Annotated in this window: 13 protein-coding genes; 6 read left to right on the forward strand and 7 right to left on the reverse strand. The window is 72.5% G+C overall.

From position 1 onward, the window contains the following. Positions 1-7: 7 nt before the first annotated feature. Together ACBJ32_RS50485 and ACBJ32_RS50490 are read left to right on the forward strand one after the other, a co-directional pair. Positions 8-547 (forward strand): dihydrofolate reductase family protein, encoded by a 540-nt coding sequence (locus ACBJ32_RS50485; RefSeq protein ID WP_375133005.1) that lies wholly within the window; start codon positions 8-10, stop codon positions 545-547. Between the two features lie 288 nt (positions 548-835). Then, on the forward strand, positions 836-1,795 hold the full coding sequence (locus tag ACBJ32_RS50490) for an arabinan endo-1,5-alpha-L-arabinosidase (RefSeq protein WP_375133006.1): 960 nt from the start codon (positions 836-838) through the stop codon (positions 1,793-1,795). Here ACBJ32_RS50490 and ACBJ32_RS50495 read toward each other — a convergent pair. Beyond that, entirely contained in the window at positions 1,792-2,130 is a 339-nt protein-coding gene (locus ACBJ32_RS50495; protein ID WP_375133007.1) for a hypothetical protein, read from the reverse strand. The genes ACBJ32_RS50490 and ACBJ32_RS50495 overlap by 4 nt on opposite strands. A gap of 104 nt (positions 2,131-2,234) precedes the next feature. Here ACBJ32_RS50495 and ACBJ32_RS50500 point away from each other — a divergent pair, with 104 nt between their 5' ends. The 4 genes from ACBJ32_RS50500 to ACBJ32_RS50515 are packed head-to-tail and all read left to right on the forward strand — an operon-like array spanning position 2,235 to position 8,938. Further along, on the forward strand, positions 2,235-3,266 hold the full coding sequence (locus tag ACBJ32_RS50500) for a LacI family DNA-binding transcriptional regulator (protein WP_375133008.1): 1,032 nt from the start codon (positions 2,235-2,237) through the stop codon (positions 3,264-3,266). An 8-nt stretch (positions 3,267-3,274) separates the two neighbouring features. Continuing rightward, a complete protein-coding gene (locus ACBJ32_RS50505) occupies positions 3,275-5,266 on the forward strand; it encodes a beta-galactosidase (RefSeq protein WP_375133009.1) in 1,992 nt (663 codons plus the stop codon). Beyond that, entirely contained in the window at positions 5,263-7,542 is a 2,280-nt protein-coding gene (yicI, locus tag ACBJ32_RS50510; protein ID WP_375133010.1) for an alpha-xylosidase, read from the forward strand. Before ACBJ32_RS50505 ends, yicI begins: the two co-directional genes overlap by 4 nt. A gap of 1 nt (position 7,543) precedes the next feature. Further along, complete coding sequence (locus ACBJ32_RS50515; RefSeq protein ID WP_375133011.1) at positions 7,544-8,938, forward strand: GH1 family beta-glucosidase; 1,395 nt, start codon at positions 7,544-7,546, stop codon at positions 8,936-8,938. A 9-nt stretch (positions 8,939-8,947) separates the two neighbouring features. On the opposite strand, the gene ACBJ32_RS50520 is transcribed toward ACBJ32_RS50515, so the two are convergent. From ACBJ32_RS50520 to ACBJ32_RS50545, 6 genes are all read right to left on the reverse strand, one after another. Beyond that, positions 8,948-9,781: an SAM-dependent methyltransferase gene (locus ACBJ32_RS50520; RefSeq protein WP_357879350.1), complete on the reverse strand. Its 834-nt coding sequence runs from the start codon at positions 9,779-9,781 to the stop codon at positions 8,948-8,950. 81 nt (positions 9,782-9,862) lie between these two features. Further along, positions 9,863-10,906 (reverse strand): hypothetical protein, encoded by a 1,044-nt coding sequence (locus tag ACBJ32_RS50525; protein ID WP_375133012.1) that lies wholly within the window; start codon positions 10,904-10,906, stop codon positions 9,863-9,865. A gap of 88 nt (positions 10,907-10,994) precedes the next feature. After that, positions 10,995-11,633, reverse strand: a complete 639-nt coding sequence (locus ACBJ32_RS50530) for a nitroreductase family protein (RefSeq protein ID WP_375133013.1) — start codon at positions 11,631-11,633, stop codon at positions 10,995-10,997. Between the two features lie 15 nt (positions 11,634-11,648). Further along, positions 11,649-12,839, reverse strand: a complete 1,191-nt coding sequence (locus ACBJ32_RS50535; protein WP_375133014.1) for a globin domain-containing protein — start codon at positions 12,837-12,839, stop codon at positions 11,649-11,651. Positions 12,840-12,962: 123 nt separating this feature from the next. After that, positions 12,963-13,427: an Rrf2 family transcriptional regulator gene (locus tag ACBJ32_RS50540; protein WP_357879363.1), complete on the reverse strand. Its 465-nt coding sequence runs from the start codon at positions 13,425-13,427 to the stop codon at positions 12,963-12,965. 35 nt (positions 13,428-13,462) lie between these two features. Continuing rightward, entirely contained in the window at positions 13,463-14,566 is a 1,104-nt protein-coding gene (locus ACBJ32_RS50545; RefSeq protein WP_375133015.1) for an arabinogalactan endo-beta-1,4-galactanase, read from the reverse strand. Position 14,567 lies beyond the last annotated feature (1 nt).

The following is a 14,567-nucleotide window of genomic DNA, read 5'->3' on the forward strand; positions in this document are numbered from 1 at the left end:
ACAGGTCATGAGCAGACTGCTGTACTCGGTGACCATGTCGGCTGACGGCTTCATCGCGGGGCCCGGCGGCGACATGTCGTGGCTGGCCCCGTACCTCGGCCCGAACCCGCAGGCGGACGACCTCGTCGCCCGGATCGGCGCGCTGCTGGTGGGCAACCGCACCTTCCGCGGCGACGACCCGAACAAGGGCACGGAGAAGGAGGGCGCGTTCGAAGGCGCCTGGCAGGGACCGCACATCGTGCTGACCCACCACGTCCCGGACACGCCGGTGCCCGGCGTCGAGTTCCTCGGCAACCTGCCCGACGCCGTCGCGGCGGCGAAGGCCGCGGCGGACGGCAAGTACGTCAACGTGCTCGGCGCGAACGTCGCCCGTCAGTGCCTGGAGGCGGGCGTGCTGGACGAGGTGCTCACGATGGTGGCGCCGGTGCTCCTCGGTGACGGCGTGCGCCTCTTCGAGCACCCGGGCGGGACGAACGTCCGGCTCGAACAGATCAGCGTCAGCCACGTGCCGACCGCCACGAACATCTGGTATCGCGTGGTGAGCTGAACCTCCCATGCCGGAGAACCGGCCGGGCCCGAGCGGTCCGGCCGGGAAGGGTGACGCGGCGCAGCCTCCGCAGGCGATGATGTTAGCGTTAACACCACGGACGAAAGCGGCCCGAACCTACGAACGCTGACACCCCCTGTCAAGAGCGGGTCACCCGCTCCCGGCGTCACCGCAGCTCGGCAGGCCAGAGGCATGTAAGTTTCACCACCGGGTTGACGGTCGCGGAAAACCGCGCCTACATTGCCTGCGACGCACCGGCGCAGCGTCCGACCCACCCGAGGAGGACTCTTGCGCCGCCTGTCCCGTCTCGTCGTCACCGCCGCGAGCGCGCTGGCGCTCATGGGCGCCGCGTTCGCCTACCCCAACCCCGGCCGGGTCACCGGTGACGTCGTCGTGCACGACCCCACGATGATCCGCACCTCGTCCGGGTACGTCCTGTACTCCACCCACGGCTACCTGGAGGCCCGCACCTCCACCGACCGGATCAACTTCACCCGGGCCGGCTCGGCCTTCCGCACGCCGCCGTCGTGGTGGCGGACGTACTCCTCCGGCAACGACCCGTGGGCGCCGGACATCTCCCAGCAGGGCGGGAGATACCTGATGTACTACGCGGTCTCCAGCTTCGGCTCCAACAACTCCGCGATCGGACTGGCCACCAGCTCGACCGGCCAGCCGGGCACGTGGACCGACCAGGGCGTCGTCTACGCCACCACGACCAGCGACGACCACAACGCCATCGACCCGGACCTCCTGGTGGACGCCTCGGGCCGGTGGTGGCTGAGCTTCGGCTCGTACTGGACGGGCATCCGCATGATCCGGCTCGACCCCGCGACCGGCAAGCGGCACTCCTCCGACCGCACGCTCCACCACCTGGCCACCCGCCCCGACGCCCCGTACGCGGTCGAGGCCCCGGACGTCGTCCGGCACGGCAACCACTACTACCTGTTCGCCTCCTACGACCGGTGCTGCGCGGGCCTCGACAGCACGTACAAGATCAAGGTCGGCCGCTCGGCCAGCCCCACGGGCCCGTACACCGACCGCTCGGGCCGGTCGATGCTGAGCGGCGGCGGCACGATGGTGCTGGAGACCCACGGCAGCATCGTCGGGCCCGGCGGGCAGAGCGTCATGTCCGACGTGGACGGCGACCTGCTCGTCTACCACTACTACGACGGCAACGCGGGCGGCACGCCCAAGCTGGGGATCAACCTCATCGGCTGGGACTCGGCCGGCTGGCCGTACGTGTACTAGGGAACGTGGCTCCCGGAGGCCTGCCCGGGCACGGTCTGCTCGGGCGGCCACCGCCCCGCCCGCGGGCCTTCCGGGTCCCGTCCGGGCAGGGGAAGGAGCACCACCAGCCATCGCTGCGGGGCGGCGAGCGCGGCCCTGGCGCTGTCCACCTGCTCGGGCGGGGTGGCGGCCGTGCGGGGGCCGCGATCAGCGACACACCCGTGAGCAGCGCGATGAATCGTCCCGAGCGGCGCACCCTCGTCCTCCTTGTAGCGGTTGAGGTACGTACCGTAGTGAAGCCGCTCCGGGACCGTCCCCGCGCGGAGGAGGCTCAGGCCGGAGCGGGATTCTCGCAATTTTCGGCCGCCCGAATACTGGCCATTGACATCCCCACAAACCGGACTTTAGCGTGGTGCGAAACGTTTCGACTCTCATATCGGCCCGCCCACCCCGGAGTCCCATGACCTCGCTACGTGACGTGGCCGAGCGCGCCCAGGTCGCCGTGAGCACCGCGTCCGCCGCGCTCAACGGCACCCGTCCCGTGGCCGCGGCCACCAGGCGGCGGGTCGAGCGGGCCGCCGCCGAGCTCGGGTACCGGCCCAACCTGCTGGCCCGCGGCCTGCAGAGCAAGCGCACCCGCATCCTGGCCCTGCTGTTCCCCGCCCCGCGCAGCGGTTTCGGGCTGACCGAGATGCAGTTCGCCACCGGCGCCGCCGAGGCGGCCAGCGAGCTGGGGTATCACCTGCTGCTGTCCCCCGAGAGCGCCGACCCCATCGAGGAGCTGCGCCACCTCACCGGCCTGGGGCTGGTGGACGGGGTGCTGCTGATGGAGGTGGGGCTGGACGACGAGCGGACGGCGTTCCTGGCGGAGTCGGGGGTGCCGTTCGCGATGATCGGGCGGACGCGCGAGCCGGACGGGATCGACCACGCCGACATCGACTTCGCCGCCACCGCCAGGGACGCGGTGGCGCACGTGGCCGGGCTGGGGCATCGCAAGCTGGCCTTCTTCAACCTCTCCGAGGACACGCACGCCGCCCAGTACGGGCCCGCGATCCGCGCCGGGGCGGAGTTCGAGCGGGCGGCGCGGGAGGCCGGCATCGCGTACGTGGGCGGCCACCGCCCCGGCTCGGCCGAGGACGGCGGCAAGGCGTTCGAGGACCTGATGGACGCCCACCCGGACGTGACCGCGCTGGCCGTGATGGACGACCACGCGGCCGTCGGCGTGATCGCGGCCGTGGCGCGGCACGGGCGGCGCATACCCGAGGATCTGACGCTGCTGCTGGTGCTGTCCTCGGCGCGGGTGGCCGGGATGTTCCATCCCCGGCTCACGACGCTGGAGCCGCCCAGCGCCGAGCTGGGGCGGCTGGGCGCCCGCATGCTCATCGGCAGGTTGCAGGAGGAGTCGCAGGGCGGGCCGCAGCGGCGGCTGCTGCCCTGCCGTCTGGTGGTCGGGGACAGCTCCGCGCCACCACGTGAAGGGGGCAGATGGTGAGGCCAGGGATGCACACGCTGACCGAGGGCCGCGGGCTGCTGTTCGGCGGGGACTACAACCCGGAGCAGTGGCCGGAGGAGGTATGGCGGCAGGACGCCGAGCTGATGCGGGCCGCCGGGGTCAACCTGGTCACGGTCGGCGTGTTCAGCTGGGCGCGGCTGGAGCCGGAGCCGGGCAGGCACGACTTCGGCTGGCTGGACCGGGTGCTCGACCTGATGGGCGAGCACGGCGTCGCGGTGGATCTGGCGATCCCGACGGCCTCGCCGCCGCCGTGGCTGGGCCACCGCTGGCCGGAGACGCTGCCGGTGGACGAGGGCGGCCACCGGCTCTGGTACGGCTCGCGCAACCAGTTCTGCCCTTCTTCGGGCCCGTATCGGGAGCGCTCCCAGTCGATCACGACCGCGCTGGCCGAGCGGTACGCCGCCCACCCGGCGCTGGCGATGTGGCACGTGGGCAACGAGTACGGCGAGGTCTGCCACTGCGACGTGTCCGCCGAGGCGTTCCGCGCCTGGTTGCGCGACCGCTACGGCGACCTGGCCACGCTCAACGAGGCGTGGGGCACCACGTTCTGGAGCCAGGGGTACGGCGACTGGGCGGAGGTGGTGCCGCCGCGCCGCGCCCCGTACATCATCAACCCCACCCAGCGCCTCGACTGGTGGCGCTTCTGCTCGGCCGAGCTGCTCGCCCACTTCCGCGAGCAGCGCGACATCCTGCGCGCCCACACCCCGGACCTCCCCGTCACCACGAACTTCATGGGCTTCTTCAAGCGGGTGGACTACTGGTCGTTCGCCGGGGAGCAGGACGTGGTCTCCAACGACTGCTACCCGGAGCCGGGCAACCCGCTCACCCCCGCCAGGACGGCGCTCACCCACGACCTCATGCGCGGCCTGGCCGGAGGGCGGCCGTGGCTGCTGATGGAGCAGTCGACGAGCGCCGTCAACTGGCGCGAGCACAACCTGCCCAAGCCGCCCGGCCAGTTCCGGCTGGAGTCGCTGCAGGCGGTCGCGCGGGGCGCGGACGGGCTGTGCTACTTCCAGTGGCGGGCCTCCCGGTTCGGCGCCGAGCGCTTCCACGCCGCGATGGTGCCGCACGCGGGCGCGGACACCCGGCTGCACGCCGAGGTCCGCGCGCACGGGCAGGAGCTGCGCCGGCTCGCCGAGGTGGCGGGCGAGCCGGTGCCGGCGCGGGTGGCGATGGTGTTCGGCTGGGAGAGCTGGTGGGCGCTGGAGGACCGCGGCAGGCCGAGTGACCGGCTCAACGCCGTGGACCAGCTCCTGAGCTACTACGTGCCGTTCTTCGAGCGCGGGGTGAGCGTGGACGTGGTGCCGCCGGACGCGGACCTGTCGGCGTACGCGCTGGTCGTGGTGCCGAACCTGTTCCTCGTCGGCGACCGGGACGCCGCGGCGCTGACCGCGTACGTGAACGGCGGCGGCGTGCTGGTGGTCGGCCCGTTCTCCGGCGTCGTGGACCCGAACTCCCACGTCAGGACGGGGCGTTTCCCCGTGCCGCTGCGTGAGGTGCTGGGCGCCTCCGGCGAGGAGTGGCTGCCCGCGTCCGGCCCGGTGGCCTGCCGGTGGCACGGCGGGGCGGGTTTCGAGGCGGAGAGCTGGACCGAGCTGCTGCGGTCCGACGGCGCCGAGGTGGTGGCCGAGTTCACCGACGGCGACCTGGCCGGGCGGCCGGCGATCCTGCGGCACCGCTCCGGGCAGGGCGTCGCCTGGTACGTGGGCACGATGCCCGAGCCCGCCGCGCTGGCCGCGCTGGCCGGGCGGGCGCTGGCCGACGCGGGCGTGCGCGGCGTGCTGGCCGATCCGCCGCCGGGCGTCGAGGCGGTGCGCCGGGGCGAGGTGCTGTTCCTGCTCAACCACGGCGGCACCACGGTACGCGTGCCGATCCCCGAACCCGGTGTGGACCTGCTGACCGGCTCCCCCGCCGAAGATCATGTCACCCTGGCGCCCCGCGCCGTCGCCGCCCTGCGCCCGGAGGTCGTCCCATCATGAAGTTCAAGGACGGCTACTGGCGCATGCGTCCCGGCGTGCGCGGCGACTACGCCACCGCCGCCTACGACGTGACCGCGCGGGACGGCTCGCTGCGCGTCCTCGCCCCGACGCGGGAGATCACCCGCCGTGGCAACACCATCGACGGGCCGGTCCTGCGGGTGGACCTGTCGTCGCCGATGCCGGACGTGATCCGCGTCCGCACGGTGCACTTCGCCGGGTCCGTGCCGGACTCCCCCGCCTTCGCCGTACGGGACGACCGGCCCGAGGTGAAGATCGCCGTGGACGCCGAGGAGGCCGCCCTGACCAGCGGCGACCTGACCGTCCGGGTCCGCAGGGACGCGCCCTGGGAGATGACGTTCAGCGCGGGCGGGCGGGAGCTGACCCGCAGCTCCGGCAAGAGCCTGGGCGTCATGCGCGACCCCGCCGACCGGCACTTCATGATCGAGCAGCTCCGCCTGAGCGCCGGCGAGCTCGTGTACGGCCTCGGCGAGCGCTTCGGCCCCCTCGTCCGCAACGGCCAGTCCGTCGACATCTGGAACGAGGACGGCGGCACCAGCAGCGAGATCGCCTACAAGAACGTGCCCTTCTACCTCACCAACCGGGGTTACGGGGTGTTCGTCAACCATCCTGGCCGGGTGTCGTTCGAGGTCGGCTCGGAGACGGTGTCGCGGGTGCAGTTCAGCACCGAGGGCCACGACCTGGAGTACCTGATCATCCACGGGCCGACGCCGGCCGACATCCTGCGCCGCTACACGGCGCTGACCGGCCGCCCGGCGCTGCCGCCCGCCTGGTCGTTCGGGCTGTGGCTGTCCACCTCGTTCACCACGGACTACGACGAGGCCACGGTGACGTCGTTCGTGGACGGGATGGCCGAGCGGGACCTGCCGCTGAGCGTGTTCCACTTCGACTGCTTCTGGATGCGGCAGTTCCGGTGGTGCGACTTCGAGTGGGACCCGGAGGTGTTCCCCGATCCGGAGGGCATGCTGCGGCGGCTCAAGGAGCGGGGGCTGCGGGTGTGCCTGTGGATCAACCCGTACATCGGGCAGGCGTCCGCGCTGTTCGACGAGGGGGCGGCGGCCGGGCACCTGCTGCGCCGGCCGGACGGCACGGTCTGGCAGGATGATCACTGGCAGGCCGGGCGGGCGCTGGTGGACTTCACCTCCCCCGCCGCCCGCGAGTGGTACGCGGGCAAGCTGCGCGGGCTGCTCGACATGGGGGTGGACGCGTTCAAGACCGACTTCGGCGAGCGCATCCCCACCGACGTGGTCTACGCCGACGGCTCCGACCCGGAGCGGATGCACAACTACTACAGCCTGATCTACAACCAGACCGTCCACGACGTGCTGGCCGAGCGGCGCGGGCCGGGCGAGGCGGTGCTGTTCGCGCGCTCGGCCACGGTCGGCGGGCAGCGGCTGCCGGTGCACTGGGGCGGCGACTGCGAGTCGACGTTCGAGGCCATGGCCGAGTCGCTGCGCGGCGGGCTGTCGCTGGGGCTGGGCGGGTTCGGGTTCTGGAGCCACGACATCGGCGGCTTCGAGGGCCGGCCCGATCCGGCCGTGTTCAAGCGGTGGGTGGCGTTCGGGCTGCTGTCGTCGCACAGCCGGTTGCACGGGAGCGGGTCGTACCGGGTGCCGTGGCTGTTCGACGACGAGTCCGTGGACGTGCTGCGCGCGTTCACGCGGCTCAAGGCGCGGCTGATGCCCTACCTGTACGGCGCCGCCGTGCAGGCCGCGACCGAGGGCCTGCCGATGATGCGGGCCATGCAGCTGGAGTTCCCCGGTGATCGGGCCTGCGACTACCTGGACGCCCAGTACATGCTGGGCCCCGACCTGCTGGTGGCCCCCGTGCTGTCAGCGGATGGGGAAATTTCGTACTACGTCCCTGAGGGGGTGTGGACGCGGCTGCTCGACGGCGAGACCGTCATGGGGCCCGGCTGGCGTACCGAGCGGCACGGCTTCGACAGCCTGCCGCTGCTGGTGCGGCCGGGCGCGGTGATCGCGACCGGCGCCCGCGACGACCGGCCCGACTACGACTACGCCGACGGCGTCACCCTCGACGCCTACCGGCTCGAGGACGGCGCCACCCGCACCGTCACCGTCCCCGCGCCCGACGGCGGCCCCGCGGCCGTCTTCGAGGTGTCCCGCCGGGGCGACCGGCTGCGCGCCCGCCGGACCAGCGGCGCACCGGCCCCCTGGAACCTCCGACATGCCGGGGCGCACGCCGCCGCGGCCCCCGAGATCGACCACATCGAGATCACGCTCAGCGTCAAGGAGTGACATGCCTGCCTTCCCCGAGAACTTCCTGTGGGGCACCGCCACCGCCGCCTACCAGGTCGAGGGAGCCTGGAACGAGGACGGCCGCGGCCCGTCGATCTGGGACACCTTCTCCCACACGCCCGGACTGGTGGCGGGCGGCGACACCGGTGACGTGGCCTGCGACCACTACCACCGCCTGGAGGAGGACCTCGACATCCTGGCCGAGCTGGGCGTCGGCGCGTACCGCTTCTCCATCTCCTGGCCGCGCGTGCAGCCGGGCGGGCGCGGCGCGCTCAACCGGCCGGGCGCGGACTTCTACAACCGGCTGGTGGACGGGCTGCTGGCCAGGGACATCGCCCCGGTGGCCACGCTTTACCACTGGGACCTGCCGCAGGAGCTGGAGGACGCGGGCGGCTGGCCGGAGCGCGAGACCGCGCTGCGCTTCGCCGACTACGCCCGGCTCATGGGCGAGACGCTCGGCGACCGCGTGCGCACCTGGATCACGCTGAACGAGCCGTGGTGCTCGGCCTACCTGGGCTACGCCTCCGGCGTGCACGCCCCGGCCCGCACCGACCCCGCCGCCGCGCTGGCCGCCGTGCACCACCTGAACCTGGGCCACGGCCTGGCCGTGCAGGCGCTGCGCTCGACCGCCGCCAAGGACGCGCAGATGTCGGTCACGCTCAACCTGCACCACGTGCGCGGCGTGTCCGAGCGTGACGCGGACGCGGTGCGGCGCGCGGACGCGCTGTCCAACCGGGCCTTCCTCGGCCCGATGCTGGAGGCCGCCTACCCGCAGGACCTGATCGCCGACACGGCGTCGGTGACCGACTGGTCGTTCGTGCGCGACGGCGACGAGGCCACCGCCTGCCAGCCGCTGGACGTGCTCGGCGTCAACTACTACAACCCGACCCTGGTGCGCCAGTGGGACGGCGACAGTGCCAAGGAGACCGCCGACGGGCACCAGGACGGGGCCGCCTCGCCCTGGATCGCCTGCGAGGACATCGAGTTCGTCAGGCAGCCGGGACCGTACACGGAGATGGGCTGGAACATCGACGAGACCGGCCTGACCGAGCTGCTGCTGCGCCTGCACCGCGACTACCCCGGCATGCCGACGATGATCACGGAGAACGGCGCCGCGTTCCCCGACCAGGTCTCCGCCGACGGGCTCGTGCACGACGCCGACCGCGTCGACTACCTGCACCGCCACCTGACCGCCGTCAGCGAGGCCATCGCGGGCGGCGCGGACGTGCGCGGCTACTTCGTGTGGTCGCTGATGGACAACTTCGAGTGGGCGCACGGCTACGCCAAGCGGTTCGGCATCGTCCGCGTGGATCGCGAGACGATGCGGCGCACCTGGAAGGACAGCGCCCACTGGTACCGCGAGGTGGTCGCCACCGGCAAGCTGCCGGTGGCCTGACCGGCTGGTCTACGGCTTGCGCGCCACGCCGCCGACGAAGGTGTGGTACGTGATGCCGGGCGCGGCCTGGTGGTCCCCGGTCTCCGGACGCCACTCCGGGAGCGGCACCAGGCCGGGCTCCAGCAGCTCGAGCCCGTCGAAGAAGGCGAGGATCTCCTCGCGGGTGCGCCACCGGCCGGTGCCGAGGTGCTCGTTGAAGAGCTTCTCCGCGGTGAAGGCCTGCTGCGACACCTCGGGGTGGGCCTCCATCGGGTTGTGGAAGTGCGAGATCACCACGTGGCTGCCCGGGGGCAGCGGGCGCAGGAGCCTGGCCGCGACGCCGGCCGGGTCCTCCTCGTCCTTCAGGTGGTGCAGGATGGCGAACAGCAGCAGCCCGACCGGCTCGCCGAAGTCGATGAGGGCGCGGGTGCGCGGGTCGTCGAGGATCTTCTCGGGCTCGCGGAGGTCGGCGTCGAGGATCGTGGTGGTCTCGTCCACGGCCAGCAGGGCCCGGCCGTGGGCGAGCACGATGGGGTCGTGGTCGACGTACACGACGTGCGCGCCGGGGATGACGGCCTGGGCGACCTCGTGCACGTTGCCCTGCGTGGGCAGGCCGGAGCCGACGTCCAGGAACTGCCGGATGCCCGCCTCGGCGGCCAGGTACCGTACCGTGCGGCGCAGGAACTCCCGGTTGGCCTGGGCGGCCTCGGGGGCGTCCGGGGCGATCCGCAACGCCGCCTGCGCCACGTGGCGGTCGATCTCGTAGTTGTCCTTGCCGCCGAGCATGTAGTCGTAGACGCGGGCGACGCTCGGCTTGGTGGTGTCTATCCCGCTGGGCGCGCTCTCCTGCTCGCTTCCTGGCACTCCGGGCTCCTATGGGATCAGGGGGTCAGCGCGATGATCCTAAGGCGGGGCGTCCGGTCCGGGCGGGATATTCATGAGGAATTATCGCGATCCGCCCAGTTCCTCCCGCAGCAGGCGGGCTGCGCCCGCCATGGCCCGCATCTTGCCCTCCGCCGACGGCCTGGGCAGGTACTTCATCCCGCAGTCCGTGGCGATGACGATCCGCTCGGGCGGCACCCGCTCGAACGCCCTGCGTACCCGCCCCGCCACCACCTCGGCGGTCTCCACCTCCGGCGCGGACAGGTCGATCACGCCGAGCACGACCGTCTTGTCCTTCAGGTCGGACAGCACACCGAGGTCCAGCCCCGACTGCGCGGTCTCGATCGACACCTGCCGCACCGGGCACCCGGCCAGCTCCGGCAGGAACGAGTACGCCTCCGGCCGCTCGTGGATGATCGCCGCGTACCCGAAGCAGATGTGCACCGCCGTCATGCCGGTGATCCCGTCGAGGGCGGCGTTGAGCGCGGCCAGCCCGTACGCGCGCGCCGCGTCCGGCCTGGCCTGCATGTACGGCTCGTCGAGCTGCACGATGTCCGCCCCGGCGGCGAACAGGTCGCGGACCTCGGCGTTGACGGCCGCCGCGTAGTCCATGGCCGCGGCCTCGGCGTCGGGGTAGTGCTCGTTCTGCGCCTGCTGGCTCATCGTGAACGGCCCCGGCACCGTCATCTTCACCACGCGGCGGGTGTGCGCGCGCAGGAACAGCAGGTCGTCCACCTCGATCGGGCGGGTCCGGCGGATGGGCCCGACGATGCGCGGCACCGGGTTGGGATGGCCGCTGCGGTCCAGCGCGGTGCCCGGGTTGTCCAGGTCGATGCCCTCCAGGGCGGTCGCGAAGTGGTTGGAGTAGCTCTCGCGGCGGATCTCGCCGTCGGTGACGATGTCCAGCCCGGCCCGCTCCTGCGCCCTGATCGCCAGCTCGGTGGCGTCGTCCTGGGCCTGGCCGAGCAGCTCCGGCGGGATCCGCCACAGCTCCCGGGCCCGTACGCGCGGCGGGAACCGCCCGGCCAGCCTGGCGCGGTCGATCAGCCAGTCCGGCTGGGCGTAGCTCCCGACCAGCGACGTCGGCAGCAGCGGCAAGGAGATCACGGGGTCCTCCCTCACGTCGGTCGTGACCTCCACTGTGGGCGCATCCCGCGGGCGTTACCAGCGATCGAGCATGACCGGCGATCGGGCGTTACCAGTGATCGACGTGCAGCACCTCGTCCAGCGGCTGGCGCCTGGCCGGGCGGAAGGTCTCACCGGTGAAGTACGCGGTGGGCAGCAGCACGCCCTGCCGGACGTTCGCCGGCAACCCGAGCAGCTCGGCCACCTCGCCCTCGTAGGCCAGGTGCAGCGTCGTCCACGCCGTGCCCAGCCCCCTGGCGCGGGCGGCCAGCATGAAGCTCCACGCGGCCGGCAGCAGCGAGCCCCACAGCCCGGCCTGGTTGCCCTCGGGCAGCCCGCCGGGCACGGTCGTGCAGCCGATCACGTGCACCGGCACCTCGCCCAGGTGCTCGGCCAGGTACGCGGCGCTGTCGGAGACCCGCTCCTGGGCCGCCGCGCGCACCGGGTCGTCCTTGAACAGCGACCTGGCCGAGGAGCCGGAGCCGTAGTACGCGTTCCACGAGCGCGCGTAGTACTCGCCGATCGCCTTGCGCTTGCCGGGATCGGTGACCACGACCCAGTGCCAGAGCTGCGCGTTGCCGCCGGTGGGCGCCTGGAGGGCGATCTCCAGGCACTCCCGGACCAGCTCCATCGGGACAGGACGGGTGAGGTCGAGTCGCTTGCGTACGCTGCGGGTGGTGGTGAGCAGCTCGTCCGATGAGATCGTCATGCGGCCATCATTCCCTCAGGCGGCACCCAGCCACAGGTCCGGGCCGAACACCTCGTAGTGGATGTCGCGCGGGGCGACCCCGGCCTCGATGAGCTGGGCGCGGGCCGAGCGCATGAACGGCAGGGACCCGCACATGTAGACGACCGCGCCCGGGGGGATCTCGATCCCGTCCAGGTTCAGCCACCCGGCACGGGCGCCGTCGGCGGCGCCGTTCTCGTACCAGAAGACGCGCTCGCCGGCGGGCAGCTCGCCGGTCAGGCGCTCCATGTCCGCGCGCAGCGCGTGGTGGTCGGCGGAGCGGTCGGCGTGCAGGACCAGCACCGGGCGCGGGTCGCCGGCGTCGGCGAGGTGCTGCAGCATCGCGGCGATCGGGGTGCAGCCGATGCCGGCCGAGACCAGCACGAGCGGCTCGTCGCCGTCCTTCAGCGCGATGTCGCCGAACGGGGCCGACAGGGTCAGCTCGTCGCCCTCCTTGACGGTGGCGTGCAGCAGGCTGGACACCTCGCCCTCGGGCACCCCGTCGCGGCGCTCCCGCTTGACCGTGATGCGGCGCCGGCCGTCCGCGTCGTGCCCGGACAGCGAGTACTGGCGGAGCTGGCGTACGCCGTCGGGCATGGTCACCCTGACGCTGACGTACTGGCCGGGCCTGGCGGCGGGCACCGGCTGGTCGCCGACGGGGCTCAGCACCAGCGACATCACCTCCGCCGTCTCCTCGCGCCGCTCGTCCACCCGCCAGGCCCGCCAGGTCCTGCCGTCGCGCGCGCCCGCCTCGGCGTAGATGCGGGCCTCCATGGCGATCAGCGCGCCGGCCATCAGCCAGTACACCTCGTCCCAGGCCGCCGCGACCTCGGGCGTGACGGCCTCGCCGAGCACGTCGGCGATGGCGGCGAACAGGTACTTGTGCACGATGACGTACTGGTCGTCGGTCACGCCCACGGCGGCGTGCTTGTGCGCGATGCGCGCCAGCAGCGCGTCGGGGCGCTCGCCGGGGTTGTCCAGCAGCGCGACCGCGAAGGCCGCGACGGCGCCCGCCAGCGCCTTGCGCTGCTCGCCGCTGCGCTGGTTGCCGCGGTTGAACAGCCCGTCGAGCAGCTCGGGGTGGTCGGCGAACATGGTGTCGTAGAACCGCGCGGTGATCGTCTCCAGCTCGGCTCCGACGGCGGGGAGGGTGGCGCGGACGAGCTCGGCGGCCTTGGCGGACAGCATGAAAGAACCTCCAGACAGGGGAAAGGTGTCTGGGATCCATCCGGTGGGGACGGCGTCGCGGACGTGCTCCGCGCGCGGCGGGCGGTGTGGATCTCCCGGACACTCTAAATCAGCATCTAGGATTCATATTATGTTCCCCGGCTGCCGGTCCTCGGATCGGGGTGTCAGCGACAGCAGGACGGGCCCGGTCGGCGCGTCCACCAGCGAGGCGACCGTGACCCCGTCGAGCGAGGCGAAGAACGCCTCCTGCGCCTGGCGCAGCGCCGAGCGCAGCCGGCAGGCCGCCCGCAGCGGGCACGGCGGGTCGTCCTCGCAGCCCACGACGTCGCCGGCGCCCTCGAGCGCGCGCACGAGGGCGCCGACGGTCGTGGCCCTGCCCGCCTCGGTGAGCTGCATCCCGCCGCCCCGCCCGCGCCTGGCCTCCACCACCCCCAGCTCGCTCAGCCGGGCGACGGCCTTGGCCGCGTGGGTGTAGGGGACGGCCAGCATGCCGGCCGCGGCGCGGGTGGTGAGCAGGTCGTCCGGCTGCGCCACGGCCAGGCGCATGACGATGCGCAGCGCGATGTCGGTGAAGGCGGTCAGCCGCATACCTTTACGGTAGGGGCTGGCCGCGGGTCATCAGGTCAGAGGCGGCCGAGCACGGACATCGCGGGCAGCGCCCGGTCGTTGTAGTCGAACAGCGCCTGGTTCTCCCAGCCGTTGCCCGAGGCCGGGTCGGCCGGGTCCCAGCCGTTGCCCCGCACGCCGGTCCAGGTGGCCTCCCAGGTGAACAGGCCGAGACCCAGGCCGTTCGGCACGGCGCGGACGATGTCGGCCACCCGGGTCAGCATCGCCGACTGCCCCTGCGGGGTCGCCCGGTAGCCCGGGTACGGCTCGGCGGAGGTGATGATGTTCTCCCAGCCGTCGTCGTCGGCCGTGGTGAACGGGTACGCGGTCTCCACCACGACCACGGGCTTGCCGTACCGGGTGGCCACGTCGTTGAGGTTGGCCTGGAAGGCCTCCGGCGTGCCGTGCCAGTAGGAGTAGTACGACAGGCCGATCACGTCGTAGCGGATGCCGTGGGCGCCCGCGTTGTCGAACCACCACCGGTACAGGCCGTTGTCGCCGCCGTTGGCCAGGTGCAGCACGACCCTGGTCGAGCCGGAGACCGCCTTGACGGCGTCGTGGCCGGCGTTCAGCAGCGCCGCCGTGTTCGCCCAGTTCTCGTTGGAGCCGTCCGGCCAGAGCAGGCCGCCGTTGATCTCGTTGCCGACCTGCACCATGTCGGCCGTCGTGCCCTGGTCGCGCAGCGCGTCCAGCACGTCGTAGGTGTGGTCGTACACGGCCTGCCGCAACTGCTCGAACGGCAGCGCCTCCCACGCGGCGGGCTTGTACTGCTTGCCGGGGTCGGCCCAGGTGTCGGAGTAGTGGAAGTCGACGAGCAGGCCCATGCCGAGCGCCTTGACCCGCTTGGCCACGGCGAGCACCCGCGCCTTGGTGTTGTAGCCGTCGGCCGGGTTCACCCAGACCTTGAGCCTGATGTAGTTGAGCCCGGCCTGCGACAGGATGGCCAGCGCGTCGCCCCGGCGCCCGCGGGCGTCGCGGTAGACGCCGCCGAACGCCTCCGACTTGGCCAGGCTGGACACGTCCGCGCCCCTGATCTGCAGGCGGCCCGGCCCGGCCTGGGCGTGCGCCGGGGCGGCCAGGGCCGTGAGTAACAGCAGCGCGGTGAGGAGGATGCGTTTCATC

The sequence above is a fragment of the Nonomuraea sp. GTA35 genome, from assembly GCF_041950525.1.
GTDB lineage: Bacteria > Actinomycetota > Actinomycetes > Streptosporangiales > Streptosporangiaceae > Nonomuraea.

What these genes read in the sequence shown, in the direction of transcription:
- ACBJ32_RS50505 (WP_375133009.1), top strand. Translation starts at nt 3,275, where the DNA reads ATGCACACGCTGACCGAGGGCCGCGGGCTGCTGTTCGGCGGGGACTAC.
- ACBJ32_RS50535 (WP_375133014.1), bottom strand. Translation starts at nt 12,839, where the DNA reads ATGCTGTCCGCCAAGGCCGCCGAGCTCGTCCGCGCCACCCTCCCCGCC.
- ACBJ32_RS50500 (WP_375133008.1), top strand. Translation starts at nt 2,235, where the DNA reads ATGACCTCGCTACGTGACGTGGCCGAGCGCGCCCAGGTCGCCGTGAGC.
- ACBJ32_RS50485 (WP_375133005.1), top strand. Translation starts at nt 8, where the DNA reads ATGAGCAGACTGCTGTACTCGGTGACCATGTCGGCTGACGGCTTCATC.
- yicI (WP_375133010.1), top strand. Translation starts at nt 5,263, where the DNA reads ATGAAGTTCAAGGACGGCTACTGGCGCATGCGTCCCGGCGTGCGCGGC.
- ACBJ32_RS50530 (WP_375133013.1), bottom strand. Translation starts at nt 11,633, where the DNA reads ATGACGATCTCATCGGACGAGCTGCTCACCACCACCCGCAGCGTACGC.
- ACBJ32_RS50540 (WP_357879363.1), bottom strand. Translation starts at nt 13,427, where the DNA reads ATGCGGCTGACCGCCTTCACCGACATCGCGCTGCGCATCGTCATGCGC.
- ACBJ32_RS50515 (WP_375133011.1), top strand. Translation starts at nt 7,544, where the DNA reads ATGCCTGCCTTCCCCGAGAACTTCCTGTGGGGCACCGCCACCGCCGCC.
- ACBJ32_RS50545 (WP_375133015.1), bottom strand. Translation starts at nt 14,566, where the DNA reads ATGAAACGCATCCTCCTCACCGCGCTGCTGTTACTCACGGCCCTGGCC.